Origin of the sequence: Acidovorax sp. 93 (genome assembly GCF_003633835.1) — a bacterium.
GTDB classification, from domain to species: domain Bacteria; phylum Pseudomonadota; class Gammaproteobacteria; order Burkholderiales; family Burkholderiaceae_C; genus Acidovorax; species Acidovorax facilis.
The window spans coordinates 5018610-5043472 of the sequence record NZ_RBIT01000001.1; the positions used below are offsets into that span (position 1 = coordinate 5018610).

A 24863-nucleotide genomic window follows, 5' to 3' on the forward strand; every position below is an offset into this window, starting at 1 on the left:
CTGCGAATTGGCTAGTAAGGCAGCTGCCGCGGGCGCTTGGCGCTGATGACCCGTGTGTTCACGCCCATCCAGCCCAGGCCGCCAAACAGCCGCGCGTGCTCGATCTTCACGCAGCGGTTTTCGATCACCTGCAGCCCGGCGGCCTCGGCGCGTTGCCTGGCCGCCTCGTTGAACACCCCCAGTTGCAGCCACAGGCACTTTGCGCCGATGGCGATGGCTTCATCGGCCAGCGGCGGGATGTCCTCACTTTTGCGAAAGCAGTCCACCATGTCGATCTTCTGCCCCTGCGCCGCCAGCGCGGCAGCGGCTTCGGTCACGCTGGCGTAGGCGGTTTCGCCCAGGATCTGCCCGCCATCCCGTGCGACGAGCGGATTCACCGGCACGATGCGGTAGCCATGTGCCTGCATGTACTTGGCCGCGAAATAGCTGGGTCTGTGCCATTGGGGCGACAGTCCCACCACCGCAAGGGTGCGGCAGTGCGTCAGAATATCGCGCAGGGTGCTGATGGTGTCGGGCGTGCGTTTCATACATGGCAGTGTATGGGGGCGAAACGCTGCGGCGCCAGACCCCCGCGTTGTCCACCCACACTGCCATCAACACGGTGGCACCGACCCAGAATCCGAGGAGATCCCGTGCAGAACCCACCACGCGCCCGCCGCACCACTGGCCTTGTCGCCACGGCTGTTGTCTTGTCCACCTTTGCCCTGAGCGCCTGCACCCCGCCCCGTGCCCCCGATGTGCCCAAGGTCCAGCGTATCACGACCTACGCCTGTGACCGTGGCCCCATGATGGTGGTGCACTGGCCCGCCCAGCCCGATGGCCCTGCGTTGCTGGAAATGAATGGCCGCACCGTGCCGCTGCAGCCTGAGCGCGTGGCGTCGGGTTTTGGATACGGCGATGGCGGCACCTACATCCGTGGCAAGGGCAACACCATGTACTTCCACAGTCCGCGCGCTCTGCGGGTGAACTGCGTGGCGCGCTGAAGTTCTTTTTCAGCTGGCCGATTTGTACTTGATGCTGCAGCCGTAAGGCTGCGTCGTGGCCGCCGAAATCGGCTTGCCCGCCAGCGCTTCTGCCAGCCCCACCTTCACATAGTTGGTGGCCTTCTCGATGTCAGCCGGGCGCGCTGAAGGGATGCTGTCGATACCGCCTGCATACACCAGCACGCCCTGCGGGTTGACGATGTACAGGTGTGGCGTGGTGCGGGCGCCGTAGCTTTTGCCCACGGTGCCTTCCTCGTCCATCAGCACGGCGGTGGGGGCGGCCTTGCGCTCCTGCTTCCAGGCCATCAGCTTGGCGGGCTCCAGGTAGTCGCTGCTGGCTTTTTCGGTGGAGTTGATGGACAGCCACACCACGCCTTTGCCGATGGCGTCTTTCTGCGTGGCGGGCATGTTGCCGCTGTCGTAGTGCTTGCGCACGAAGGGGCAGCCGGGGTTGGTCCATTCCAGCACCACGTGTTTGCCCTTGAAGTCCGACAGGCGCACGGTTTTGCCCGACGTGTCCTTGAGCGTGAAGTCGGGCGCGGGCTGGCCCACGGTGGCGGCGGCCTGGGCGCCCAGTGCGACCAGGGCAGCGGTGGCGATCAACGTACGGCGAAGCAGCTTCATGGCAGGGTCTCCTGAAGGGTTGGCGGGTGGTCGAAAGCAGGGAGGGCTATAGCTGGGCGATGGTGGCACGCACCTCGTCCACGCTGAGCACCTCGGTCAGTACCACCGGCGGCTTGCCGGGGCGGTAGAACACGTACACCGGCACGCCGCTGCGTCCAAGCTGGGTCAGCGCCGCCGTAATGGCAGGGTCGCGGCGCGTCCAGTCAGCACGCAGCAGGGCGACGTTCTTGGCCTGCAGGTCGGCCAGCACATTGGCATCGGCCAGGGTGGTCTTCTTGTTGTACTGGCAGGTCACGCACCAGGCGGCGGTGAAGTCCACAAACACCGGGCGGCCCCCGGCCACGATCTGCTCGGCCGCGCCGGGTTCCCAGGGCTGCCAGCCAGTGGCCGAGGCCTGCGTGGAGGGCGTGGCGGCCTGCGCGGTAGGAATGTGGGTGATGTGCGGCGCAAAGGCCCAGACCAGTAGCGCCATGGCCGCGATGGACACGCTGGCCATCCACACCCGCGCGCGGCCCGCCAGCGACAGCGCCCACACCACCAGCGAGAGGCCCACCAGCAGGATCAGCAGCGCCCCCGCGCCGTCGATGCCGCTTTGCTGGCCCAGCACCCACACCAGCCAGACGACAGTGGCCAGCATGGGGAAGGCCATCAGCTTGCGGAAGGTGTCCATCCACGCACCGGGGCGTGGCAGGGCGCGCGCCACGGCGGGCACAAAGCTGGCTGCCAGGTACGGCAGCGCCAGCCCCAGCCCCAGCGCCGCAAACACGGCCAGCGCCTGGGGCGCGGGCAGCGTGGCGGTCAGGCCCAGGGATGCGCCCATGAACGGCGCCGTGCAGGGGGATGCCACGGCCACGGCCAGCACGCCGGTGAGGAAGCTGTCGGCCACCGGGTGGCGGGCCTGCAGGCTGGCCACCGAGGACGGCAGGAAATGCCCGAACTCGAACACGCCCGCGAGGTTCAGCGCGATCAGCGTGAACAGCGCCGCCAGCGATGCCACCACAGCGGGCGATTGCAGCTGAAATCCCCAGCCCACCGCCTCGCCCGCCGCGCGCAGGCCCAGCATGAGGGCGCCCAGGGCGATGAACGACAGCACCACACCCGCTGTGTAGGCGATGCCGCTCACGCGGTGCGCGCGCCGGTCTTGCGCATGCTGGGTAAAGCCCACCACCTTGATCGCCAGCACCGGGAACACGCAGGGCATGAGGTTGAGGATGAGCCCGCCAAGCAAGGCGCCCAGCAGCGCGGCCGTGAGGGTGAGGGACGAGGCGCCGGAGCCCATGGCTGGCGCGGCAGCGCCGCTTGCCTGCGCAGCATTGGCCTTGAGCGCGGCCTCCAGCGCGGGCGACACGCTGGCAACCGACGCCACCTGCGGCCAGGTGCCCAGCACCTTCAGCTCTGCGCGGTAGCCGGTGCGCGTGTCGGGGCCAGTGGCATGTGCGGGCGACTGCTCGGCCAGCACCACGGGCATCAGGCTGGGGCTGGCGCTGCGCTGGGCAGACAGGGGAATCTGCGCGGTCCACACGCTGCCGTTCCAGGCCTGCTTCCACTGCGCGGCGTTGTCGATGACTTCGGCGGTTTCGGGGAACAGGTCCAGTGTCTTGCCACGCAGCGCCACGGGCAGGCCCTGCACGCTGACGTTCAGCAGGTTGCCGTCGGCAATCTGCGCCTGGCTGTCCGGCACGATGCCGTTGGTGCCTGCCAGCACGGGTTGGGGCAGGGCCTTGGCGGCCGCCTCAAAGGCGGCGCCGTTGAGCGCCGTGGTGCTCTGGATGGGCAACTGCAGCGTGAATTCGCCTTCTTCGGGAATGCACTCCTTGCGGCACACCAGCCAGGAGGCGCGCAGCTTGATCGTTGCGTCCTTGGCCAACGGGCTGGGGGCAAAACTGCTGGCCACGGTGACGGGTACGGGCAGCAGCACCGTGCCTTCGTAGCCATAGTTGGCCAGCGTGCCGATGGGGATCTTCTTGGGCAGGGGCCAGGCGATCTCGCCCGCGTCCAGACCGGCTGGCAGCGTCCAGGCCAGGTCGGTGGGCAGGCCAGAATCGCCAGGGTTCTTCCAGTAGGTGTGCCACTCGGGCTGGTGGGTGATCGAGAGGCCCAGCCACAGCGGCTGGCCGGGCGCCACGCCCTGGGGCGCATGGGCCAGCAACTCGGCGCGAACATAGGGCGTGGTGACCACGCTGGTGCCCTGTCCGCTGGTTTTGGGGCTGAATTGGGCATTTGCGCCCGTCCATAAAGCGCTTGCAGCTATCAAAAACAGAGTAACTGCGAGGCGGTAAAGCGGGCGTGAAGGCATGGTGCAGTGTGGGAGCTGGCAGGGCGGGTTTGGTTCCGGCGCCCCTGTGCTCTGCCTGCGGGGCGATCAGACTGGCGGAGGGGGATTCCCCGGAACCTTCCGCCAGCCAGGCGCCTATTGTGTCGCCAGGCTCAAATCCGCACGCGGGGTCCACTTTTCGGGCTGTTTGCCAGCCTTGGGGGCCGCTACGAACAACCGCTCTACTGGCAGCTTCTGCGCCACCAGATAGGCGCGGATCGCCTGGCCGCGCTGCGTGGCCAGTTCGGCGGCCATGGCCTCGGTGGCGGGCTGGTTGGCCAGCAGCAGGGCTTCCATCTCGGGCACCGTGAGCTCCTTGGCCAGGCCGACCAGGTTGCGCGGCTTGGGGATGTCGGCGCGGCGGTACACCTCCTTGAGCAGGGCGGGGTATTCGGCGGCCGATACGGGGGCGGTATCGCCCGGATTGGCGCGGCGTTTTTCGGCCAGCACCCGTTGTTGCAGGCTCTCGCGCCGCAGGCCTTCGCGCTCGTCCTGCAGGCTGGCCGTGCCGGTCACAGTGATCTTGAGCGCGGGGCGGTCGGCCAGGGCCTTGGCCACCTTGTCCAGGTTCTGCTGCGCCTCGGGTGTGAGGGTGGCGCTGCCAGGGGCAAAGGGCACGTGGCTCATCTCGTCGCCACTGCCGAAGGCGCTGGCCAGCAGGCTGAAGGGCGAGGTCAGCGCCTTGCCGATGAGGTTGACGATGATCTTGAAGATCACCGGGCCAATGCGGAACTGCGGGTCGTTGAGCGAGCCGCTGATGGGCAGGTCCAGGTCGATCACGCCCTGGCGGTCAGCCAGCAGGGCCACGGCCAGCTTCACGGGCAGGCTGTTGGGCGCGCCCTCCACGGGCTCGCCAAAGGTCAGCTGGTTGAGCACCAGCCGGTTGCTGGCGGTGAGCTGGCCGTTGGGCAGCACCTTGTAGTTCACGTCCACGCTGAGTTTGCCGCGCTCGATGCCATGGCCCGCGTATTTGACGGAATAGGGCGTGAGCGGGGGCAGCTCCAGGTCGCGCACCTTGCCCACAATGTCGAGGGCCAGCGGTTTGGCCAGCGGGTTGAGTTTGCCGGTCACTTCGAGCGACGCCGAGCCCTCGGCGCGGCCGCGCAGCTCCAGGTCGGCCAGCACGGGCTCGCCACCCGAGGCTTCGGACGAGAACGCGCTGAGCTTGCCAGTCAGCTCCGACAGGTCGGCCGAGTAGTTGGGCTTGATGAAAAAGTCCGAGAACAGCACCTTGCCGTTGACCAGGCTCACGGGGCCAAAGACCACCACAGGGGCCAGCGGGTCGGCCTGGGCCACCGCAGCCTGGGCAGGGGCGGTGGGCGTTGCCGATGCGGCTGAGGCGGGGGCCGATGCCGTGGGGGCGGCCGTGCTGGCCGCAGCGCTGGCCGCATTGGCCGCACGTGCCTCGGCCGGGGTCTTGGCAATGTCGCTCAGGTTGATGCGGCCGGCCTCGTTGATGGTGACCCGGGCAAAAAAGTCCACCAGGCTGGTCTCCTTGACCTCCACGCGCGGCGCGGTGCCGGGGGCGGTGGCCACGGCCAGGCCGCGCAGGTTCAGGCTCTTCCAGGCCAGCAGTTCCTCACCCACCTGGGCCTCGGTCTTGGGGGTGAAGGCGGCGGTGCTGTTGGCCTGCAGGTCTTCCACCACGGCATCACCGCTCAGACGCAGGCTGACTCCTTTGTCAGTCTGCGCCAGGGCCACCTGGCCCCGGTAGCCCACATCGGCGCGCAGCAGTTCTACCGACAGTTGGCTGGCCAGGTAGCCGTCGAGTGCGTGCAGCGGCAGGCGGGTGGCGTCGAGCTTGCCCTGGGTGGCCAGCGGCTGCAGGGCCAGCGTGCCCTGGTAGTCGAGCTTGCCCGGCGCGGCCTTGCTGCCCTTGCCCGGTGCGGCGGCGCGGGCGGTGAGCGTGAAGGCTTCGGGCTTGCTGCCGTCGCTGGCCAGGTTGCGGGCGGTGATGCCCAGGGCCGTCACGTCCAGCGCCACGGGGCGCGGCTGGGCGTTGTCGGCCAGCGAGACGGTGCCGCCTTGCACCGAGAAATCGGCCACGCGCAGCTTCCAGGGCGCGGCGTTGCTGGCGGGGGCTGGGTCGGTCGTTGCGCTGCCTTGCACGGAGGGCGCTGCCTTGAGCCAGCGCTCGAACATCCAGCGCCCGTCCGCGCCCCGTTCCACCGCCAGTTGCGGCTGGCTGATGGCCAGGCGCTCCAGCGTGGCGGCGCGTGCGTCCAGGGGCACTTCGGCCCCGGCAATGTCGAGCTTGCCCAGGCTGGCCAAGGTGGTCTTGCCTTGCTTGACGGCCAGTTGTTCCAGCGCCAAGGGGCCTGCCTTGAGGGTGACGCCGGTGGCGCCTGCCTGCGCGGCTTGCGGTGTGGGCGCTTGCCACACCACGCCCACATCGCCCGTGAGCTGGCCGGACACCGTGGGCTCCAGCGTCTGGGCCAGATAGGGCGCGGCCAGTTGCAGGGCCAGGGCGTTCAGGGTGGCGTTGACCTGGGCCTTCTGGTCCGTGGCTTCACCGGTGAAGCTGAGTGTGCTGCCCTGCAGGTTGAGCCCGCCTTTGAAGGTAAAGGGTTTGGCGAAGGGGACGGCGACGTCGGCCGCATCCAGTGTGACCTCGGTGGCCTGCAGGGCCGCTGCGGGGCGCGTGGTCTGGTCGGCCCAGCGCAGGGTGCCGCCGCGCACGGCGGCGGTGGCGACTTCTACTACCCAGGCGGGTGCGGCCTTGGCCTTGGCTTTGCTGGAGGAAGCGGGCGAGGCAGAGGCCGATGCTGCGCTGGCGCCGGCCAGTGGCGAAGACGCCGGTTCAGCAGATGCAGGTGCCGCAGGTGCGGGGGTCTTGCCCTTGACCGCCGATGGCGGCGGTGCAGGCGGTGCCAGTTGCGCCAGGTTGATCTGGCCTGCTGCATCGCGCGTGGCGGTGACCACGGGCGCGGTCAGCTCCACATGCTGCAGTCGCACCACCTGGTCCAGAGGGCGCACATCGGCCATGTCGACTTTCAGGCGCTCATAGCTCAGCAGGTCGGCGCCCTGGCGGTCTGCGATGCGTACGCCGCTGGCTTGCACGGTGCCGGTCAGCTTCACGGCCATGCGCGGGTGCTGCTCAAAGGCCACCTTCACATCCGCATCCAGCGTGGCGCCCAACACCTTGACGGGCAGGTTGGCTGGCAAATAGCCCAAGTAGGGCGCGAGGTCCAGCCCGTCCAGCCGAATCTGCGCGTCAGCCTGGCCGGTCTGCGCAAACGGCGTGCCCTGGGCGGACGAGTCAAACCGGCTGCCATTGAGCGTGAACGCCAGGTGGGGCTCGACCTTCACCTCGCGTTGCGACGGCAAGGTGCTGATGAAAGGCACCTTGAGGGCCAGGTCGCGCACCTCGTGGGTTTTATCCACGGCGGTGTCCGAGAAGTCGATGCTGCCACCCGTCAGTGCCAGGTTGTACAGCGCCACCCGTGCGGGGCCTTTGTCGGGCTCGGGTTCGGTGGTGGGCGCGGTGACCTTGGCGATGATGTCGTCCACGTCATAGCGGCCGTCGCCCAGGTGGGTGATGCGCAGCACCGGGTTTTCGATGGTGAAGGCGTCCACCACGGGCGCCAGGCGCAGCAGCGACTGCAACTCGCCATCGGCATAGACTCGGCCAATGGTCAGCTGTGGGGGCGCGCCGTTGGCACCTGCCACGGCCACGTCGCGCAGGGCGAATTCCAAGCTCCAGGGCTCAAAGTCGATGCCCCCCACGGTGACGGTGCGGCCCAGTTGTTCGGACGCAATGCGCTCCAGCGGCCCCTTGACCAGCGGCGGAATGGCCAGCCAGGTGACCAGCCACAGGACGATCAAACCCGCCAGCGCGCGGACGACAGGGCGGAACCAGCGGTGCTGGCGCAGGGAGGCAGACGAGACGGAGCGCAGGGAGATCGGCATGGCGGCAGGCAAAAGTGAGCGCCGCAGCCCCAGGAAGCCGGGTGCAAGAAGTCCAAAAAAGGCCGCGCGCGCGGGCCGCTATTGTCCCCGTTGTGGGTCTGGCGGGGTAAGCCATTGCAACCGGGGGCTGCGGCGGCTCAAGATTGTTGACATTTGAGGAGCGTGCTCGTCGCTGCGCTCACTGAGCAAAGCCCAGTACCACCCGTCGAGTCGTTGCGCTCTTTTTCTCGATTTTGGTCACCACGATGGCGCCGATCTCCGACGTGTTGGCCACATGCGTGCCGCCGCAGGGCTGCAGGTCGATCAGCGGCGCGTTGTCTTCGCCACCGATGCGGATGGTGCGGATGCGCCCGGTGCCGCGCGGGGGCTGCACGCTCATGCTTTTGACCAGCGCGGGGTTGGCGTCCAGTTCTTCGTCGCTGATCGAGGCCACGGTGAGCGGGTGCGCAGCGGCCACCAGGGTGGCGATGGCGGCGGTCAGCTGCTCCTTGTCCAGCGGGTCGGTCATCGCAAAGTCCAGCCGCGCATAGTCGGGCGTGATGGAGCAGCCGTTGACCAGCTGCGGCACCACATGGCACAGCAGGTGGCTGGTGGTGTGCAGCCGCATCATGCGGTGGCGGCGCTCCCAGTCGATGCGGGCCGTGACGGCGGTGCCTGGTCCCTGTTGGGCCAGCTGCGCCACGCGGTCTTCCTGCCCGGGGGCGGGGATGTGCACGATGTCGCTGATGGGGTTGCCTTCGGCGTCCTTGCCCTTGCGGGTGTCGGTGATGGCGATCTCGGTGCCGTCGGCCAGCACCAGCACGCCGCTGTCACCGGCCTGGCCGCCGCCCAGGGGGTAGAACACGGTCTGGTCCAGCACGATGCCGACATCGGTCACGGCGGTGATGTGGGCGCTGCATTCGCGCAGGTAGGCGTCTTGGCGGAAGAGGTCTTGGGTCATGCGGTGATGGTAGCGGGATGGGCGGCGGCGCGCGGCGGTGGGGTGGGCGCTATGCTGGGCTGCAGGGGCTTCTGCCACCCATCATCCCGCGCCGCTCCACCTTCGGTTTTTCATGAACACGCCCTTGCCCTCGTCGCCACAGTCGTCTTCTTCGGCCCCGCTTTCGCGCAGGGCGGTGTGGGTCTCGCGCACGCTGGACGTGCTGTTGCTGGGGCTTTGCGTGGCATTGGGGGGCCTGTCCTACTACACCTTCACGCTGTACTGCGAGAGCTTTGGCTGCCTGGGCGTGGGGCTGTTGTGGATGCTGTGGGCCGGGCTGGCAGCGGTGGGCTGGGTGGTGGCTCTGGTGGTACGCGCCTGGCAGCGCCGCCGTGGCCTGGGCAGCTGGGCCAGTGGTCTGGCATCCACCGCTCTGCTGGTGATGGGCGTGGCACACCTGCTGGTGTGGCTGGGCAAGATGGCGCTGAAGTGACGCGCCCCGGAACAGGCCCTAACATCGCGGCATGACCGCTGCCGCCGCGCCCCAATCTGCACCACTCTCCTTGCCCTCGCACTTTTGGGCCGACCTGTCCACCCGCGACTTTGCCGCGCTGCAGCACAGCGGCCAGGCCGATCAGGTCGTAGCGGTGTTGCCCGTGGCCGCCGTCGAGCAGCATGGCCCGCACCTGCCGCTGTCGGTGGACGCCACGCTACTGCAGGGCGTGATCGACGCTGCATTGCCGCAACTGCCCGCCGACCTGCCCGCGCTGTTCTTGCCCCCGCAGAACGTGGGCCTGAGCCCGGAGCACATCCGCTTTCCGGGCACGCTCACGCTGTCTCCCGCCACGGTGATTGCGCTGTGGACCGAGATCGGTGAATGTGTGGCCCGTGCGGGCATCAAGAAGCTGCTGCTGTTCAACGGCCACGGTGGCCAGGTCAGCGTGATGGACATCGTGGCGCGCGAGCTGCGCACGCGCTGCGACCTGATCGTCTACAGTGCCAGCTGGTTCAGCCTGCCGCTGCCCGAGGCGGTGGCAGGCCAGTTCAGCGCCCAGGAGCACCGCTTTGGCATCCACGCGGGCGAGATCGAGACCTCGATGATGCTGCACTTGGCACCCGGCACGGTGCACATGGAGCATGCGCGGGATTTCCGCTCCACGTCGCAGGACCGGTCGGAGCGCTACGCCATTCTGGGCAACGGCAAAAGCGCCAAGCTGGGCTGGCAGATGCAGGACTACCACCCGGCCGGTGCGGTGGGCAATGCGGCTGGAGCCACGGCCGACAGAGGGCAGGCGGTGGTGGACGCTGCGGCAGGGCAATTGGTGGCGCTGCTGCAGGAGCTGGTGCACCTGCCGCTGCAGACTGTGCGCCCCGAGACCGAATGAGCGCATTTGCGCAACCCCTCCCGTCCGTCCCCGCATGACCACGATCCGGCGCGCCATCTTCCCCGACGATCTCCCCGCAGTCACCGCGATCTTTCGCGAGTACGTCCAGAGTCCGACCGCCAATCTCGATTTTCAGGACTATGAGCAGGAGTTCGCGGAGCTGCCCGGCAAGTACGCGGAGCCCGATGGCGGTGTCCTGCTGGCCGTCGTCGAGGGCCGTGTGGTGGGCTGTGCGGCCCTGCGCCGTGTGGAGGATGGCACCTGCGAGTTGAAGCGCGTGTATGTGCGGCCTGTGGCCCGGGGGATGGATCTGGGGCGGAAGCTGGTCGAGGAGATGCTGCGCGTCGCGAGGGAGGCCGGCTACCGGCGCATGTGCCTGGACGTGCTTCCCGAATTTGTTGCGGCCCAAAGGCTCTATGAATCCTTGGGCTTTGTCACGGCTGAGCCCGTGAGCTTCAACCCGGTGCCGGGAACCCGGTTTCTGGCGCTGGATTTGTAGAGGGGCGGTAAGGTTACCCAACACGGATTCCGGTGTGGGAGCGGCCTGGAGTCGCGGTGCTGCTGCCGGGCGCAGTGGGGGGCCAGGAATGTCAGTTTGCTATAAATTGCATAGCTTTTGGCGCTTATCCAATAGGCGCTAGAAGCCAAAAACACCCAAAATTCCGACCGCAGGCGTCAAGCATGCGTCACCCATCCCGCATGCTCCAGCTCGTTCAGGTGCGGCAGCGTGTTGAACGTCTGCAGCATCAGCCGCTTGGGCGAGATCGAGAACTCCGTCACCGCGCTGTTGCGGATGCGCATGTTCAGCGCAATGGTCACCTCGGGTGCGGTGCCCAGCACCTCGCCCACGGCCGTGGAAATGGGGCCGCCACTGCTTACCAGCAGCACGTTGTGGCCCGCGTGGTGGTGGCGCACATGGTCGAGCGCAGCGCGCACGCCAGCAGAAAATTCGTTCCACGTCGGCATGCCCTGCGGGCTGATGACGCCCGCCATCCACTGCGCCAGCGCGTCGCACAGGATGCGAAAGTGCGCGCGGTACAACTCGGGCGTATCGGCTTTGCCCAGCGGCTGCGGGTGGATGGCCGCGATGAGTGCATGGCTGTCGTATTCGTTGAGGCCCGGCAATTGAAGCACTTGGGGCATGGTCTGCAAGCCTTCGGCAATGCCTTCCAGCGTTTGCGTGTGGCGGCGCAGCGTGCCGGTGATGACGGCGTCGAACGCCATCCCCCGCGCTTGCCAGTATTCGCCCAGGCGCACGGCCTGTTCGCGCCCGCGCGCGCTGAGCACGTCATAGTCATCTGCGCCAAACGAGGCCTGGCCGTGGCGCACGAGGTAGAGGGTTCCCATGCGGCGGATTGTGGCCAGAACAGGGCCCTGGCGCTTGTCACACAAGCGACCAATGCTACTGAATGAATAGCATGGTAGCTTGTGTGTGCAACGGGATCAGCCTGCCAGAACGCTGCTGAACATCGGCGCGTCCACGTTGCCGCCTGTCAACGCCAGGCCCACATGCAAGCCCTGGAGCTGGTCGCGTTCCTGCAGCGCTGCCGCCAGCGCCGCAGCGCCTGCACCCTCGGCCACGTTGTGCGTGTCGGTGAACAAGGCGCGCATGGCGGCGGCCACTTCGGTATCGCTTACCTGCACGATATGGTCGATGTGCGGGGCCATCACGGCCAGGGCTTCGGGGTCGGCCACGCGGCAGGCCATGCCGTCGGCGAGCTGGGTGGTGACGGGCGCCTCGACCACGCGGCCGGCGGCCAGCGAATCGGCGTACGTGGTGGCGTGGCTGCTCACAACGCCGACCACGCGCACCGAGTGCTGCAGGGCCAGCTTGGCCGCGATGGCCGAGCACGCACCCGAGCCTTGGCCGATGGGCACATACACCACGTCGAGCTGAGGCACGGCGCGCAAGAACTCCCACCAATACGTGCTCACGCCGCGCAGCAGGTCGGGGTGGAAGCTGGGCACCATGTGGGCGCCGCGCTGGGCCGCGAGCTGGATGGCGTGTTCGCGCGCTTCCTGGAAGTCGTCGCCGTGTTCGATGAGCGTGACGCCCAGTGCGCGCATGGCAGCGTTTTTCTCGACCGAATTGCCGCGTGGCACGACGATGGTGCAGGCCACGCCGTGGCGGCGCGCGGCCCAGCCCATGCTCTGGCCGTGGTTGCCGCGTGTGGCGCTGATCACTTCCATGGGCAGCGAGCCGCGTTGTGCGAGCTGGTCAAAGTAGGTCAGCCCGCCGCGGATCTTGAAGGCGCCCACCGGCGTGTGGTTCTCGTGCTTGAGCCAGCAGTCGGTGCCCAGGCGCTGGCTGAGCAGGCCCCAGCGGTACTGGGGCGTGGCGGCGAAGTCGCGGTACACCACCTCGGCAGCGGCTTCGATGTCGGCCAGGGTGGGCAGCAGGGCGGTGGGGTCGAGGCGGGTGTTCATGCGGCGGCTTTCTTTTCAGTCAACAGTTTGAGGGCGAGCAGACCGAGGACGGTGCCCATGAAATAGCGCTGGGCACGCATCCATGCAGCATTGCGGTTGAGGAACAGCGCCACGCGCGCGGCACCCAGCACCAGCAGCGCGTTCACGGCGGCACTGGTGCTGATCTGCACCGCGCCCAGCGTCAGGCTTTGTTGCAGCAGCTGGCCGCGCTCGGGGTGCAGGAACTGCGGGAAGAACGATAGGTAGAACATGGCCACCTTGGGGTTCAGGAGGTTGGTCATGAAGCCCATCAGGAACAGCGTGCGCGGGCTGTCGTGCGGCAGGTTGCGCGCCTCGAAGGGAGCAGCGCCGCCGGGTTTGACGGCCTGCCAGGCCATCCACAGCAGGTAGGCGGCACCGGCGTAGCGGATGGCGTCAAACGCCAGTGGCACGGCGGCGAGCAGCGCGGTGAGGCCCAGCGCCGCTGCCAGCAGGTGCACGACAAAACCCAGCACCACCCCGGTCAGCGAGACAAGCCCGGCGCGCGGCCCCTGGGTGAGGCTGCGCGAAACGCAATACACCATGTTGGGGCCCGGCGTGAGCACCAGTACCAGCGCGGCGAGTGTGAAGAGCAGCAGTTCCTGTACAGAGAAAAGCATGGCGGTTACTCCTGAGGGGTGAACGACGAGAGGGTGACCGGACCCCGTGGCGTGCTGAGCTGAGCGGTGAGCCGGGGCGTGTCGCCGGGTGTGATGGCGACGCAGTTTGCTACCCCCACCGCTTCGCACGCGGCCTGCAGCGTGGCGGCCTGCGGATGCTGCAGCGTTAGCCGCTGCAGTTGCACGCCGCTGGCGGGCAGGCTGCTGCACGGGTGCACGCCGCCCCACTGGATGAGGGTGGGCAGGCAGCCGTCCATGAGGCGCAGGCCGTCGTCGCGCACGGTGATCTGCCATTGCAGCAGGCCGTTTGGCGTGGGCCGGCTGGCGGTGACGATGGCGCCGCGCTCGATGTCGAGCGCCCCCAGCGCGGCACACCGCTCGGCCACGTCGGGCACGGAGGCCACCCAGTGGATGAGCTGCGGGCCGTGCGCTGCCACCTGCTGCTGCAGAGCCGCATCGTCCATGTCAAACCAGCGCCTTGCGCCCGCTGATATTGTGGGGGGTGCTGCTGTATTGATAGCAATGATCTCCAGATAGACGCGCGAATGCGCCGGGCTGGAGACGTTGATGATGCGGTTGTGTGTGCCCATCAGCGGGTGTTCACCGCCCGCCGTGGGGGCGATGCCCAGCGTGCGCTCGCACCATGCCACGCCGCTGGCGAGGTCCGTAGCCAACACAACCAGGTGGTCCACGCAGGGTGGGTGCTGGGGGATGGCCGTGGTCACAGCAGCACCTCGCCCGACACGCAGGTGACCGAGCTGCCGCCCACCCAGATGGTGTCGCCGTCCTGCTGCACGTACACCCGCCCGGCGCGCCCCAGGCAGGTGCCTTGGGCGGCCACATACTGCGTGGGGGCCAGCCCGGCGCCGATGAGCCACTGCGCCAGCGCGGCATTCAGGCTTCCGGTGACGGGGTCTTCGGCCAGGCTGTTGTTGCCGGGGAAAAAAGCGCGCACCTCGAAGGCGACGCCTTCTGCGTCCGTGCTGCCGATGACACCCACTTTTCCGCGCGGTCCCACCACGCCCACATCGAGTTGGCCGAGGATGCTGGCGTTGGGCTTGAGCGCCAGCACCTGCTCAGCCGAGCGCAGCATCACCCCGCGACAGTTGGGGCCGTTGTCGCACCAGGCGTGGTGCAGGATGTCGCTGCGGTCCACCCCCAGGCCCCTGGCAATCAAGGCCACGTCGTCTTCCGCCAGCGGGCCGCTTTTGATCAACGCAGGCGCGGCAAAAGCCAGGCGGTCGCCATCCTGGCGCAGCGTGACCAGGCCCACGCCGCATTCCTGCACCACCTTGCCTGCTACCTGGGGCTTGCCCCCGGCCTGCAGCCAGGCGTGGCAGCTGCCCAGCGTGGGGTGGCCGGCAAAAGGCAGTTCGCGCCCGGGGCAGAAGATGCGCACGCGGTAGTCGGCACCGGCGGCGCGGCCTTCGGGAGTGGGTGGCAACAAGAAGGTGGCTTCGGACAGGTTGGTCCAGTTCGTGAACTCCTGCATGGTCTCGGTGGACAGGCCCGTGCCATCGAGCACCACGGCCAGCGGGTTGCCCCGGTAGGCCTGGGCGGTGAAAACATCGACTTGTTGGAAGGGGCGCTGTTGCATGGTGGTCCTTGGTAGAAAAATCGGTGATACGGCCAGTGAGGTGACGGTGGAGGCACGCCGGGGGCTTACCGGGTGTGGTGCCCGGTGTTTTTGGTGTGGATTCGGTAGGCCCCGTCAGGAGCCCGCAGGCGTGAAATTCAGCCGCTGGGGCGCGGCACGGAAACCATCAAATTCATAGCAGCACCGTGCCCTCGATGCAGGTGACTGCGCGCCCGCCTACCCAGATCTGGTGATCGTCGTCCTGGCGGATGTGCACGCGGCCGGCGCGGCCCAGGCATTCACCCTGGGCGACCAGATAGCTGCGTGGCGCCAGGCCATCGGCAATCAGCCACTCGGCCAAGCTGGCGTTCAAGGTGCCGGTGACCGGGTCTTCGGGGTTGCCCATGGGGGCGGCAAAGGCGCGCACCACCACGCCGGGCTGGGCGGTGTCGCTGGCGGTGGGGCCGACATGGATCACGCCCACGTCCTGGCCCAGGTCTTTCAGGCGCGCGTGGTCCGGTCGCAGGCCCAGCACGGTGTCTGCGCTGTCGAGCAGCAGGCCCAGCCACACCGGGCCGTTGTCCAGCAGTTGTGCCCCCAGGATCTGCGGGGGGCGCAGGCCCAGCGCGCTCGCAATCAGCGGCACCAGGGCCGGGCTGGGCGCGCTGCGCTTCAGGGGCGGGGCGGCAAAGGCCAGGGTGCCATCGGCCTGCGCGATACGCACCAAACCCAGCGCGCACTCCTGGATCACCATGCCCTGCTGGCGTGGCGTGTTGCCCGCCTGCAGCCACGCATGGCAGGTGCCCAGCGTGGGGTGCCCCGCAAAGGGAAGTTCGCCATTGGGGCTGAAGATGCGCAGGCGGTAGTCGGCACCCGCGGCGCGCCCGGCCTCGGTGGCGGGCAGCAGAAAGGTGGTTTCCGACAGGTTGGTCCACGCCGCAAAGCGGCGCATGTCGCTGTCGCTCAGGCCCTCGGCATCCAGCACCACGGCGACCGGGTTGCCAAAACCCGGGCGATCGCTGAACACATCGATTTGCTTGAAGGGACGCTGGTGCATGGGGGGCTCCGGGATCACGACAGGGGCTGGTCCAGCACCCCGCGTGCGCCGGGCCGGGTGCTGACCGTGTTGTACCACCGCTCCAGGTGAGGGCGCGCCACACGTTCTTGTGGCAGGCCCCACCATCGGTGGATCTCGCAGGCCACAGGGATGTCCGCCATGGTGAACCGGTCGCCCGCCATGAAGGGCTGGCGCGCCAGATGCGCATCCAGCAGTCCCATCAGAGGCTCCGTGGCCGCCACGGATGCTGCAATCAGCCCGTCGTCCCGCTGGGCCGCTGGGGTGCGTATCCACTGCACAAAGGCATCGCGCCCGGCCGGGTTCAGGGTGGTCTGCTGCCAGTCCATCCACTGCTCGGCCACAAAGCGCGAGCGCAGGTCTTCGGGGTACAGGTTGCCCAGGGAATGCCGGGCACACAGGTAGCGCACGATGGGGTTGGATTCCCACAGCACGGTGCCCGTGTCCTCATCCTCGATCAGCGGCACCAAGCCGTTGGGGTTGAGACCCAGATAGTGCGCCTCGCGCACGATACCGTACTGGCCGCCCGCGTCGGTGCGCTGCAGCGTGATGCCCAGCTCCTGCGCAGTCCACACGACCTTGCGCACATTGATCGACGACAGGCGCCCCCAGAGCCTCAGCATATTGGATCAACTTTCACAATGGTTATTCGATCGGTGACGCTTGCGGTGGACGCGCGCCCATACCAGTGCACCCGTGGAACTGGCTTTGCCAGGCCACCGGGTGCGTTCCCCTCCCGCGCAGCGAGAGAGGGGGAAGGCGCGCAGCGACTCAGGGGGTGCCATCTCTGATCGCCGCTGCCAGCGCAGCAATGCCGGTGGCAATCTGCTCTACCGTCGATGTGACGAACGACAGGCGCAGTGTGCGCGGGTCGGCGTTGTCGGCATAAAACGCCGCGCCGGGCACGAAGGCCACGTTGCGCTCCACCGCCTTGGGCAGCAGCTCGACGGCACTCATGCCTTCGGGCAAGCGCACCCACAGGAACATGCCGCCGTCGGGGCGGTTCCACTGCACGCCCAGGCCCTGCATTTCCTTGTCGAGCGCGGTCAGCATGGCTTCGCACTGCTGCTTGTACAGCGCGCGGATGGTGGGCACATGGCGGTCCAGGAAATTGCCCTTCATCACCTCGGCCACCAGGCGCTGGTTGTAGCCGGGCGTGTGCAGGTCGGCGGCCTGCTTGGCCTGCAGCAGCTTGGGGTAAACCGCCTTGGGCGCCACCACAAAACCCAGGCGCAGGCCGGGTGCCAGCACCTTGGAGAACGAGCCCATGTAGATGCAGCCTTCAGGGTTGCGGGCCGTCAGCGGCGCGGGTGGCGGGTTGTCAAACCACAGGTCACCGTAGGGGTTGTCTTCTACCAGCGGCAGATTCAGTTCAGCGGCAGCCTGCACCAGGGCGGCGCGGCGTGCTTCGCTCATGGTGCGGCCCGTGGGGTTCTGGAAGTTGGGCAGCACGTACAAAAAGCGCGCCTTGTTGGCACCCTTGCCCACCTTGGCCTTCAGGTCGTCGATGAGCACACCTTCGTCATCGCTGGCCACGGACACCACGGCAGGCTCCATGGGCGTGAAGGCCTGCAGCGCGCCCAGGTAGGTGGGTGTTTCCACCAGCACGCGGCTGTCGGTGTCGATCAGCACCTTGGCGATCAGGTCCAGCGCCTGCTGCGAGCCGGTGGTGATGAGCACCTGGTCGGCATCCACATCCCAGGGCAGGAAGTCCGCGATGGCCTGGCGCAGCGGGGCATACCCTTCGCTGGCGGCGTATTGCAGGGCAGCGGGGCCGTCATTGGCCAGCACGGCGGCCGAGGCTTCGGCGAAGGCCGACACCGGGAAAGTCTTGGGCGAGGGCAGGCCGCCCGCCAGGCTGATGATGCCGGGCTTTTCCGTGACCTTGAGGATTTCGCGGATGACCGAAGGGTTCATGCGCTCGGCGCGGCGCGCCAGGGTCCAGGTGCTGGTCTGTGGAAGGTCGTTCAGTTTCACTCTCGTTCTCCTCCGGGCGGTCCCCAAAAGACTACCCATGTTGCAAAGTCGTCAGAAAAATTCTCAAAGCGGTGGTGCTGTCCCGCAGGTACAAAAAAGGCGTCTCCGGCTGCAAAGTGGTGGCGGGCTTCACCTTGCACGAATTCTCCGCTTCCACGCTGGATGAAATACAACTCGTCCTGTGCGTGCGGCTGCTGCGGGTCGTTGCCGCATGGCGCATACAGCTCCGTGCGCATGCTGCCGTGGCGCAAGAGTTCCACGAACCGCTCGCCGGCCGGGCCAGGTAGCTGCTGCAATGCGTGTTCCACGGAGTATTTCACAGGAGTTCCCATCTTCCTGGTCAGTCCACGATGAACAGGGTTGCCCCTTGGGGTGAGCTGGAACGGTGGGGCTCGGCGTTGTCCGCCACCTGGTAGCTCAAGCCCGGCGTCAGCGTGAAACGGCGGCCGTCGGCCAGTTCGGTGTGCAATTCTCCGCTGAGGCACAGCAGCACATGGCCCTTGACACACCAGTGGTCCGAAACGTATCCGGCCGTGTACTCCACCATGCGCACGCGCATGTCGCCGAACTGCTGCGTGCGCCAGAAGGCCTGGCCTGCCTGTGCGCTTTTTTCTTCGCGGGGAATGCTGGACCAGTCGGTGGTGGCAAACGGGATGTTGTGTATCTGCATGGCTGTCAGTCTTTCAGGGAAACCACCGCTTCAATCTCCACCGCGAAGCCACGCGGCAGGGAGCCTACGCCCACGGCAGAGCGCGCATGCCGCCCCGCGTCGCCGAACACCTCGACCAGCAGGTCCGAGCAGCCGTTGATGACCTCGGTGTGCTGCATGAAGTCGGGGGTGGCGTTGACCATGCCCAGCATCTTGACCACGCGGCGCACCCGCGAGAGGTCGCCCAGTGCAGCCTTCATCGTCGCGATCAGGTGCAGTCCCACCTCGCGGGCATGGTCCCTGGCTTCAATGGCGCTGATTTCGCGCCCTACCTTGGGCACGGTGGCCATGTCTTCGCGGGCGGGAGCGCCCTTGCCCGACAGGTACAGCGTGTTGCCGTCGAGGACATAGGCGTCGAAGTTGCCACGGGGTGCGGTCACGGCGGGCAACACCAGGCCCAGCTGCTGCAGGCGTTGTTCCGGGTCGATGGAGGTCATGCGGCGGCTCCTTGGTGAACGGGCATCTTCTTGCCCACAAACACGGTGGCAATCACGGCCAATGCAAACACCACCGTGACGGTATCCAGCCGCTCTCCCAGCAGCGGCACGGCGAAGAGCAGGCTCAGGAACGGCTGGATCAGCTGGATCTGGCTCACGCGCACGGCGCCCAGTGCCAGCGCCCGGTACCAGGCGAAGAAGCCGATCCACATCGAGAACAGCGCCACGTAGACAAAGCCCAGCCAGCTCATGCCGCCAATGGCCGAGGGCACGGCCGGTGCAAACCACCAGGCGATGGGAATGGTCAGCGGCAGGGAGCACACCAGTACCCAGCAGATGACCTGCTCGGCCCCCAGGCGTGGCGTGAGGCGGGCGCCGCCGATGTAGCCGAACGCGCCCGTGGTCATGGCTATGAGCAGATAGATGTTGGCTGCACCCAGGTAGATGCCACCGGCCCGCCACACCATGAAGCCCAGCACCAGGCTGCTGCCCAGCACCGCACAGGCCCAGAATCCGGCGGAGGGCCTTTGCCGGTACCACAGCGCGCCGAGCAAGGCGGTGGACAGTGGCAGCAAGGCGGTGACCACGGCCCCGTGTGTGCTGGGCACATGGCGCAACGCCAGAGCCAGAAACAGCGGAAACCCCACGATTACGCCAAAGGCCGTGATGGCCAGCAGCGGCCATTCTGCTTTCTGCGGCAGGTTGAGGCGCCCGCGCGCATGCTGCAGCCACAGGTAGGCGATGGACAGCAGCCCTGCCACGGCAGCGCGGCCGAATGTGACGAACCAGGGCGACAGCTGCGGCGCGTCGGTGGGCCCCACGGCGAGGCGGGTCATCGGCAGCGTGGCCGCAAACAGGGTGACGCCCACCAGCCCCCAGACCAGCGCCTCGCGTTCTTGTGCGTTGTTCATAGCGCGAGCATCCAAAGGGCAGTGGCAACGAGCACCAGGGCCAGTGCGCGGTTGAACCAGAGCAGGCGCTGGCCCTGCGCCAGCCACTGGCGCAGCAGCGAGCCGATGAGCGCGTAGGCAAAGTTGCTGGTGAACGCAAACACCATCATCACCCCGCAGATGATGGCCAGGCGCTCGCCCGGATTGGTCGAGGGCTGGCCTGCGGCGTTGATCACCCAGCCTGCGCTGAGCGTGAGCGCCAGCATCCAGGCCTTGATGTTCACAAACTGCAGACCCACGCCCTGCCAGAAGGTCACGTTCAGGCGCGTGGTGTCGATCTCGGTCATCTTGCCTGCGCGGCTGAGCTTCCAGGCCAGCCAGAGCATGTAGGCCACGCCCAGCAGCGTTACGGCCCAGCGCAGCGCGGGCACTCCGGTAATCAGGGCGCCCAGGCCCAGGCCGCTGCCCAGCATGAGCAGCGTCCAGCCTGTGGGCACCGCAAAGCAAAAGCGCAGGGCGCGCTTGAGGCCCAGGTTCGCGGCCAGCGCAGTGGACAAGGTGGTGTTGGGCCCCGGCGAAAAACTCATCGCGGTGCAGAACAGCAGCAGGGCAGTCAGTTCGGGGGCGGTCATGGGCAGGTGGGTCCGGGCTTTATGGCGGGTGGCTTGTCAGCGCCTGGGCTTCAATGTAATCTTCGATGCCAGTACACAACCAGTACAGTTAAGCAGGGCAGTTCGTGATCTGTATTGGCTGCGATAACAGTACACAAGGACACCGCCATGCTGATGAAAACCACCACCCAGTCGCTGACCGAGCAGCTGTCGGCGCGTTTTGGCGAGCGCATCCGCAACCGGCTGCTGGCGCCCGGCGCACGCCTGCCTTCGGTGCGGCAGTGCGCGCAGCAGCATGGCGTGAGCCCTTCCACTGTGGTGGCAGCGTACGACCAATTGCTGGCGCAGGGGCTGGTGGAGGCGCGCAAGAACCGGGGCTTTTTTGTGCGCGAGATGGCCAACGGGTTGCTGGACAGGGGCGCTGAGGACGACGACGCGGGCGCCCAGGAAGTCGAGCGTGCCATGGGCAACTGGAGCACCGCGCACTGGTTTGCCGCGCGCGGCGCCGGGCGCGGTGCTGCGCGGGGGGCGCCTCCCGTCAACGCCACGGCGCTGATTCGGGGCATGTTCCACAAGATCAGCGACAAGCCGCAGCCCGGCATGGGCGTGTTTCCGCCTGCCTGGCTGGAGTCCACCTTCATGCCCGCCGCTGTGCGCAAGGTGACCAGCACACGCGCGTTGAATGATTTTTCGCTGCAGTACGGCGAGCCTCTGGGCGACACGGGGCTGCGCCGGGTGCTGTCCAAGAAGCTGGCCACGCTGAATGTGCATGCGGCCCCCGAAAACATCATCACCACCGTGGGTGCCACGCACGCGCTCGACATCGTGAGCCGCACGCTGCTGCGCCCGGGCGACCCGGTGATGGTGGAGGAGCCCGGCTGGGCGGTGGAGTTTGCGCGCTTGTCTGCTTTGGGCATGCACATCCTGCCGGTGCCGCGCCGTGCCGACGGGCCAGACCTGGAGGTCATGGCGAAGTACTGCGAGGTGCACGAGCCCAAGCTTTACGTGAGCGTGAGCGTGTTCCACAACCCCACGGGCTACTGCCTGTCTCCGGGCAGCGCACATCGCATCCTGCAGCTGGCCAACCAGTACAACTTCCATGTGGTGGAGGACGATACCTACAGCCACATCGCGCCTGAGCACGCCACGCGCCTCACGGCGCTCGATGGGCTGCAGCGCACCATCTACGTGAGCGGCTTTGCCAAGATCCTCGCGCCCAACTGGCGCATCGGTTTCATGGCCGCACCGCCCCCGCTGGTGGAGCAATTGCTGGACACCAAACTGCTGGCCACGCTGACCACGCCCGCGCTGCTGGAAAAAGCCCTGGCCCTGTGCATCGAACAGGGCCAACTGCGCCGCCACGCCGAGCGCATCCGCACGCGGCTCGACGCTGCGCGTGCACGCAGCGTGAAGCTGGCGCTGGGCGCGGGCTGCACCTTTGCGGCCGAGCCCGTGGGCCTGTTTGGCTGGGTGGAGACAGGGGTCGACACCGACGCGCTGTCGCAGCGCATGCTCGACGAGGGCTACCTGCTGGCGCCGGGCGCGCTGTTCCATGCAGAGCGCCAACCCAGCACCCTCATGCGCATCAACTTTGCGACCACGCAGGAGGCGGAGTTCTGGAAGACTTTTGCGCGGGTGCGCGATGAGCAGGCACGGTGAGCCGACCCACTGCCTTTGAGCCCATGTCCCAGACTGGCGCTGTCGGCAAATACTGGCGCGGCCCCAGCCAGTGCCACCGTGGAACCGGCTTTGCCGGGCCACCGGTGGCGTCCCCCTTGGGGGAAGACGCGCAGCGGCTCAGGGGGGTTATCTTCTCTCTACTTCCAGGTCGGCCAGCACCCGCAGCAGCGCGCGGTTGACCTCTTCCAGGTCCAGCTCGAACGTCTCGCAGAGGTTGCGAATGGCACTGGCGTCGTCGGTCTCCAGCGCGCAGGCCATCTGCAGGCCACCGGTGTAGGGGCCGGTGCGCAGCACCGTGGCGTCATAGATGCGCTCGGACAAGGGCAGACGGCGCAGGATGGTGCCAAGCGGCTCCCCCAGCAGGTCGTCGATCTGCGATAGCAGACCACACAGGTAGATCTCGCGGCGCAGATCGTTCTCCACGCCCGCGTCGAGCAGCTGTGCGGTGAGTTGGGCACGCATCACCATGGCCTCGCGCACCGGCTGCATGTTGGGGTCGGTGCTGGCATGGGGCAGCTGGTCAGACAGCCAGCGCTTGATGGAGCCGTAGCCCATCATCACCAGGCCCCGGCGCAGCGAATCGATGCCGGTGCGCAGGCCCAGGGCCGCAGAGTTGGTGTACACCATGAAGCGGTACGCCAGGATCGGGTCCTGGCCCATGATGTCTTCAAAGGTTTCCAGCGACTGCTCTGCGTCGATGGCCTTCATGAGCTTGAAGATCACCGCGTGCGATGGCTGCTGGGGATGGTGGCGCAGGCTGTAGAGCACATCTTCGGTGGGCCAGCCGGCCAGTGCCAGGGCGTTGTGCTGGTCCAGGCAATGCTCCATGAGCGCGCGGCTGGCAATGTTCTCGTACATCTGCCCGGCCAGCACCGGGCTGGTGGTGCGCGCGGGCTGCGTGGGGGTGCCGCCAGGGCGGGCGGCGGGGGCCGCCTTCAGGGCCGCCACGGCGTCTTCGGGGCGCAGAGTGAGCAGGCTGTTGTCAAAGCACTGGGCAATGTCGGGCTCGGGCAGCCGACCCAGCTCGCCGCGCCACACGAGCTTCAGGCCCCGCTGGTGGGCGGCCTTGACCAGCGCATAGATGGTGGAGTCGGACAACCAGTTGCCGCGCACCTCGATCCAGGGCGCGCCACGTGGCGCGTGCTCCAGCATGTTGGACAACAGCTGGTGGCTTTGGGGGGACAGCAGAATCGGGGGAGAACTGGCAGACCACAACTCCTGCAGCGTGCGCAGCAGGTGGGCGGTATCGACCAGGGCCGAGGCCTCGCTGTGCACATAAAGCTGGATGGCCGCGAGCTTGCGGGCGCGGTTCCACAAAGGGCGGTAACCCAGAATCAGGCTGCCAAGGACAGATTGGACCATGTGCTCTTAGGCGGTTGTCTCGTCGTTGGGGCCTGTCCCCGCCCGGGGCTGTGCAGCGTGGGCAGGCCCGCTTTAACTGATGAAATTGAACAGGGACAGCTTCTGAACCTGCGCATAGGACTTGAGCGCTGCCTCGTAGCCCACCTGCTGGTTCTGGAAGTCTGAAATTCCCTGGATCATATCGAGATCCTCGGCCCGCGAGCGGTCGCCTTCGAGCTGGATGGAGCGCTTTTCCTGGTCGCCCGTGATGCGGTCCGCTCGGTTGAGCAGCTCGCCTGCGTAGCCGCGCATGTTGTGCAGGCGTTCCAGGCCAATGTCCATGTTGCCCAGGGCCTGCCCCACTGCCTGCGCCGCTGCATTGCTGTCGGGGGCGCTGCGGATGTCGCGGATCGCGTTGTCCAGGGTGCTGAACATGCTCGGGCTGGGCTGCAGGGTAATGGTGTCCCCGGTGGCAGGGTTGCCCTTGATGTCGAAGCTCAGGCCCGGGATGCTGGTGATGGCGATGGTCACTGGCTTATCGGTGGGATAGTCGGGCACCACCACGGCCGGTGACACGGCGCCTGTGGTGGTGTTGGTGAGCGTGTAGGTGGCGGTGGTGGTGCCGGGTGTGGCACCCGGGCCGACCGCGCTGAAGGTGATGGTGTAGTTGTCGCCCGTTACCAGGCTCGGGTCCACGGGGGTGACCGCCGTGGTGTTGAGGAAGCGGCTGGAGGGAATGGCGCTGACACCTGCGGTGTAGACACCATCGCGCTGCGGGTCGAACATGAAGGCGGCTTCGCCATCCAGGGTGTTGGGAATCGACACGCCACTGCTGGCTGTCTGGCCAGGCAGTCCTTCAAAGCTGTAGTCGGGGCTGGTGCTCAGGGGACCGAGGAACGGCGCGAGCGCGCTGCCCAGGGCGCTGAGCAGGGGAACGCCGTTTGTGTCCTTGCGGTTGGCTACTTCCAGCAGCTGCTCGCGCAGGCCTTGCAGCTGGTTGGCGATGGTGTTGCGGTCGTTGGGGGTCAGGGCCGCACTGCCGGCGTTCACCACCAGTTCGCGGAAGTTCTGCACCAGGTCCACTGCGTCGCCCAGGGCGGACTCGGCCTGCGCGATGGCGTTGCGCTGCGTTTCCAGTGCGCGCTGCTCGGTCTGGATGCGCGCCAGCCGGTTGATGGCGCGTTCGGCCTGCGCGGCCGACACGGGGTCATCGCTGGCCCGCACCACGCGTTTGCCCGAGGTCAGGTTCTCCTGCAGGTTCGACAGGTTGGTCTGGCGAGTGCCCAGGTTGCGCAGCGCGTTGTCATACATGTTGGCCGTGCCAAGGCGGTAGATGCTGTTACTCATGTCGAACTCCTAACTCCTGTC

Annotated in this window: 25 protein-coding genes; 5 read left to right on the plus strand and 20 right to left on the minus strand. The window is 67.4% G+C overall.

Annotation, left to right across the window (positions count from 1 at the left end):
- Positions 1-11: 11 nt before the first annotated feature.
- The gene (locus tag C8C93_RS22985) at positions 12-527 is read right to left on the minus strand and encodes a CoA-binding protein (protein WP_121508423.1); all 516 of its coding nucleotides are present in this window, start codon (positions 525-527) and stop codon (positions 12-14) included.
- A 105-nt stretch (positions 528-632) separates the two neighbouring features.
- On the opposite strand from C8C93_RS22985, the gene C8C93_RS22990 reads away from it, so the two are divergent.
- Entirely contained in the window at positions 633-983 is a 351-nt protein-coding gene (locus C8C93_RS22990) for an MliC family protein (protein ID WP_121508424.1), read from the plus strand.
- A 9-nt stretch (positions 984-992) separates the two neighbouring features.
- Here the strand turns inward: C8C93_RS22990 and C8C93_RS22995 are convergent, their stop codons facing one another.
- The 4 genes from C8C93_RS22995 to C8C93_RS23010 form a co-directional block, all read right to left on the minus strand.
- Positions 993-1607 carry a thioredoxin family protein gene (locus C8C93_RS22995; RefSeq protein WP_121421326.1) on the minus strand — a complete coding sequence of 205 codons (615 nt, stop codon included), beginning with the start codon at positions 1605-1607 and terminating at the stop codon, positions 993-995.
- A 46-nt stretch (positions 1608-1653) separates the two neighbouring features.
- Positions 1654-3903 carry a protein-disulfide reductase DsbD gene (locus tag C8C93_RS23000; RefSeq protein ID WP_199727063.1) on the minus strand — a complete coding sequence of 750 codons (2250 nt, stop codon included), beginning with the start codon at positions 3901-3903 and terminating at the stop codon, positions 1654-1656.
- 114 nt (positions 3904-4017) lie between these two features.
- Positions 4018-7830: a DUF748 domain-containing protein gene (locus C8C93_RS23005; RefSeq protein WP_121508945.1), complete on the minus strand. Its 3813-nt coding sequence runs from the start codon at positions 7828-7830 to the stop codon at positions 4018-4020.
- A 178-nt stretch (positions 7831-8008) separates the two neighbouring features.
- On the minus strand, positions 8009-8770 hold the full coding sequence (locus tag C8C93_RS23010; RefSeq protein ID WP_121508946.1) for an alanyl-tRNA editing protein: 762 nt from the start codon (positions 8768-8770) through the stop codon (positions 8009-8011).
- A 112-nt stretch (positions 8771-8882) separates the two neighbouring features.
- Here C8C93_RS23010 and C8C93_RS23015 point away from each other — a divergent pair, with 112 nt between their 5' ends.
- Genes C8C93_RS23015 through C8C93_RS23025 form a run of 3 tightly spaced genes read left to right on the plus strand, consistent with a single transcriptional unit; the run spans position 8883 to position 10633 of the window.
- The gene (locus C8C93_RS23015; RefSeq protein WP_121508426.1) at positions 8883-9242 is read left to right on the plus strand and encodes a hypothetical protein; all 360 of its coding nucleotides are present in this window, start codon (positions 8883-8885) and stop codon (positions 9240-9242) included.
- Positions 9243-9273: 31 nt separating this feature from the next.
- Positions 9274-10134 carry a creatininase family protein gene (locus C8C93_RS23020; protein ID WP_121508427.1) on the plus strand — a complete coding sequence of 287 codons (861 nt, stop codon included), beginning with the start codon at positions 9274-9276 and terminating at the stop codon, positions 10132-10134.
- Positions 10135-10168: 34 nt separating this feature from the next.
- Positions 10169-10633 (plus strand): GNAT family N-acetyltransferase, encoded by a 465-nt coding sequence (locus C8C93_RS23025; RefSeq protein WP_055398331.1) that lies wholly within the window; start codon positions 10169-10171, stop codon positions 10631-10633.
- Positions 10634-10809: 176 nt separating this feature from the next.
- Here the strand turns inward: C8C93_RS23025 and C8C93_RS23030 are convergent, their stop codons facing one another.
- From C8C93_RS23030 to C8C93_RS23090, 13 genes are all read right to left on the minus strand, one after another.
- Positions 10810-11481, minus strand: a complete 672-nt coding sequence (locus tag C8C93_RS23030; protein WP_121508947.1) for a histidine phosphatase family protein — start codon at positions 11479-11481, stop codon at positions 10810-10812.
- Between the two features lie 96 nt (positions 11482-11577).
- On the minus strand, positions 11578-12561 hold the full coding sequence (locus C8C93_RS23035; RefSeq protein ID WP_121508428.1) for a threonine dehydratase: 984 nt from the start codon (positions 12559-12561) through the stop codon (positions 11578-11580).
- Positions 12558-13199: a LysE family translocator gene (locus C8C93_RS23040; RefSeq protein ID WP_121508429.1), complete on the minus strand. Its 642-nt coding sequence runs from the start codon at positions 13197-13199 to the stop codon at positions 12558-12560. The genes C8C93_RS23035 and C8C93_RS23040 overlap by 4 nt, the downstream gene beginning before the upstream one ends.
- A 5-nt stretch (positions 13200-13204) precedes the next feature.
- Positions 13205-13891, minus strand: coding sequence for a VOC family protein (locus C8C93_RS23045; RefSeq protein ID WP_233559545.1), 687 nt, complete (start codon positions 13889-13891; stop codon positions 13205-13207).
- Positions 13892-13920: 29 nt separating this feature from the next.
- Positions 13921-14796: a PhzF family phenazine biosynthesis protein gene (locus C8C93_RS23050; protein WP_121508430.1), complete on the minus strand. Its 876-nt coding sequence runs from the start codon at positions 14794-14796 to the stop codon at positions 13921-13923.
- Positions 14797-14968: 172 nt separating this feature from the next.
- Positions 14969-15832, minus strand: coding sequence for a PhzF family phenazine biosynthesis protein (locus C8C93_RS23055; RefSeq protein WP_121508431.1), 864 nt, complete (start codon positions 15830-15832; stop codon positions 14969-14971).
- Positions 15833-15846: 14 nt separating this feature from the next.
- The gene (locus C8C93_RS23060) at positions 15847-16473 is read right to left on the minus strand and encodes a glutathione S-transferase (RefSeq protein ID WP_121508432.1); all 627 of its coding nucleotides are present in this window, start codon (positions 16471-16473) and stop codon (positions 15847-15849) included.
- Between the two features lie 148 nt (positions 16474-16621).
- Positions 16622-17827, minus strand: coding sequence for a PLP-dependent aminotransferase family protein (locus C8C93_RS23065; protein WP_199727064.1), 1206 nt, complete (start codon positions 17825-17827; stop codon positions 16622-16624).
- Positions 17824-18135 (minus strand): cupin domain-containing protein, encoded by a 312-nt coding sequence (locus C8C93_RS23070; protein WP_233559546.1) that lies wholly within the window; start codon positions 18133-18135, stop codon positions 17824-17826. Before C8C93_RS23070 ends, C8C93_RS23065 begins: the two co-directional genes overlap by 4 nt.
- 32 nt (positions 18136-18167) lie before the next feature.
- Positions 18168-18497, minus strand: coding sequence for a DHCW motif cupin fold protein (locus C8C93_RS23075; RefSeq protein WP_121421313.1), 330 nt, complete (start codon positions 18495-18497; stop codon positions 18168-18170).
- A 5-nt stretch (positions 18498-18502) separates the two neighbouring features.
- The gene (locus C8C93_RS23080; protein WP_121508434.1) at positions 18503-18973 is read right to left on the minus strand and encodes a RidA family protein; all 471 of its coding nucleotides are present in this window, start codon (positions 18971-18973) and stop codon (positions 18503-18505) included.
- Complete coding sequence (locus C8C93_RS23085; protein WP_121508435.1) at positions 18970-19884, minus strand: DMT family transporter; 915 nt, start codon at positions 19882-19884, stop codon at positions 18970-18972. Before C8C93_RS23085 ends, C8C93_RS23080 begins: the two co-directional genes overlap by 4 nt.
- Positions 19881-20495 carry a LysE family translocator gene (locus C8C93_RS23090; protein ID WP_121508436.1) on the minus strand — a complete coding sequence of 205 codons (615 nt, stop codon included), beginning with the start codon at positions 20493-20495 and terminating at the stop codon, positions 19881-19883. Before C8C93_RS23090 ends, C8C93_RS23085 begins: the two co-directional genes overlap by 4 nt.
- Positions 20496-20642: 147 nt before the next feature.
- On the opposite strand from C8C93_RS23090, the gene C8C93_RS23095 reads away from it, so the two are divergent.
- Positions 20643-22133: a PLP-dependent aminotransferase family protein gene (locus C8C93_RS23095; RefSeq protein ID WP_121508437.1), complete on the plus strand. Its 1491-nt coding sequence runs from the start codon at positions 20643-20645 to the stop codon at positions 22131-22133.
- Positions 22134-22280: 147 nt separating this feature from the next.
- Here the strand turns inward: C8C93_RS23095 and C8C93_RS23100 are convergent, their stop codons facing one another.
- A complete protein-coding gene (locus tag C8C93_RS23100; RefSeq protein WP_121508438.1) occupies positions 22281-23516 on the minus strand; it encodes an HDOD domain-containing protein in 1236 nt (411 codons plus the stop codon).
- 72 nt (positions 23517-23588) lie between these two features.
- Positions 23589-24842, minus strand: a complete 1254-nt coding sequence (gene flgL, locus C8C93_RS23105) for a flagellar hook-associated protein FlgL (protein WP_055398316.1) — start codon at positions 24840-24842, stop codon at positions 23589-23591.
- Positions 24843-24863: the final 21 nt, after the last annotated feature.

Bases quoted from the DNA above. Each gene is read 5' to 3' on its own strand.
- flgL (WP_055398316.1), bottom strand. From the start codon at position 24,842: ATGAGTAACAGCATCTACCGCCTTGGCACGGCCAACATGTATGACAAC.
- C8C93_RS23090 (WP_121508436.1), bottom strand. From the start codon at position 20,495: ATGACCGCCCCCGAACTGACTGCCCTGCTGCTGTTCTGCACCGCGATG.
- C8C93_RS23000 (WP_199727063.1), bottom strand. From the start codon at position 3,903: ATGCCTTCACGCCCGCTTTACCGCCTCGCAGTTACTCTGTTTTTGATA.
- C8C93_RS23035 (WP_121508428.1), bottom strand. From the start codon at position 12,561: ATGAACACCCGCCTCGACCCCACCGCCCTGCTGCCCACCCTGGCCGAC.
- C8C93_RS23095 (WP_121508437.1), top strand. From the start codon at position 20,643: ATGCTGATGAAAACCACCACCCAGTCGCTGACCGAGCAGCTGTCGGCG.
- C8C93_RS23015 (WP_121508426.1), top strand. From the start codon at position 8,883: ATGAACACGCCCTTGCCCTCGTCGCCACAGTCGTCTTCTTCGGCCCCG.
- C8C93_RS23055 (WP_121508431.1), bottom strand. From the start codon at position 15,832: ATGCACCAGCGTCCCTTCAAGCAAATCGATGTGTTCAGCGATCGCCCG.
- C8C93_RS23040 (WP_121508429.1), bottom strand. From the start codon at position 13,199: ATGCTTTTCTCTGTACAGGAACTGCTGCTCTTCACACTCGCCGCGCTG.
- C8C93_RS22995 (WP_121421326.1), bottom strand. From the start codon at position 1,607: ATGAAGCTGCTTCGCCGTACGTTGATCGCCACCGCTGCCCTGGTCGCA.
- C8C93_RS23085 (WP_121508435.1), bottom strand. From the start codon at position 19,884: ATGAACAACGCACAAGAACGCGAGGCGCTGGTCTGGGGGCTGGTGGGC.
- C8C93_RS23075 (WP_121421313.1), bottom strand. From the start codon at position 18,497: ATGCAGATACACAACATCCCGTTTGCCACCACCGACTGGTCCAGCATT.
- C8C93_RS22985 (WP_121508423.1), bottom strand. From the start codon at position 527: ATGAAACGCACGCCCGACACCATCAGCACCCTGCGCGATATTCTGACG.
- C8C93_RS23020 (WP_121508427.1), top strand. From the start codon at position 9,274: ATGACCGCTGCCGCCGCGCCCCAATCTGCACCACTCTCCTTGCCCTCG.
- C8C93_RS23060 (WP_121508432.1), bottom strand. From the start codon at position 16,473: ATGCTGAGGCTCTGGGGGCGCCTGTCGTCGATCAATGTGCGCAAGGTC.
- C8C93_RS23100 (WP_121508438.1), bottom strand. From the start codon at position 23,516: ATGGTCCAATCTGTCCTTGGCAGCCTGATTCTGGGTTACCGCCCTTTG.
- C8C93_RS23010 (WP_121508946.1), bottom strand. From the start codon at position 8,770: ATGACCCAAGACCTCTTCCGCCAAGACGCCTACCTGCGCGAATGCAGC.
- C8C93_RS23025 (WP_055398331.1), top strand. From the start codon at position 10,169: ATGACCACGATCCGGCGCGCCATCTTCCCCGACGATCTCCCCGCAGTC.
- C8C93_RS23050 (WP_121508430.1), bottom strand. From the start codon at position 14,796: ATGCAACAGCGCCCCTTCCAACAAGTCGATGTTTTCACCGCCCAGGCC.
- C8C93_RS23080 (WP_121508434.1), bottom strand. From the start codon at position 18,973: ATGACCTCCATCGACCCGGAACAACGCCTGCAGCAGCTGGGCCTGGTG.
- C8C93_RS23005 (WP_121508945.1), bottom strand. From the start codon at position 7,830: ATGCCGATCTCCCTGCGCTCCGTCTCGTCTGCCTCCCTGCGCCAGCAC.
- C8C93_RS23030 (WP_121508947.1), bottom strand. From the start codon at position 11,481: ATGGGAACCCTCTACCTCGTGCGCCACGGCCAGGCCTCGTTTGGCGCA.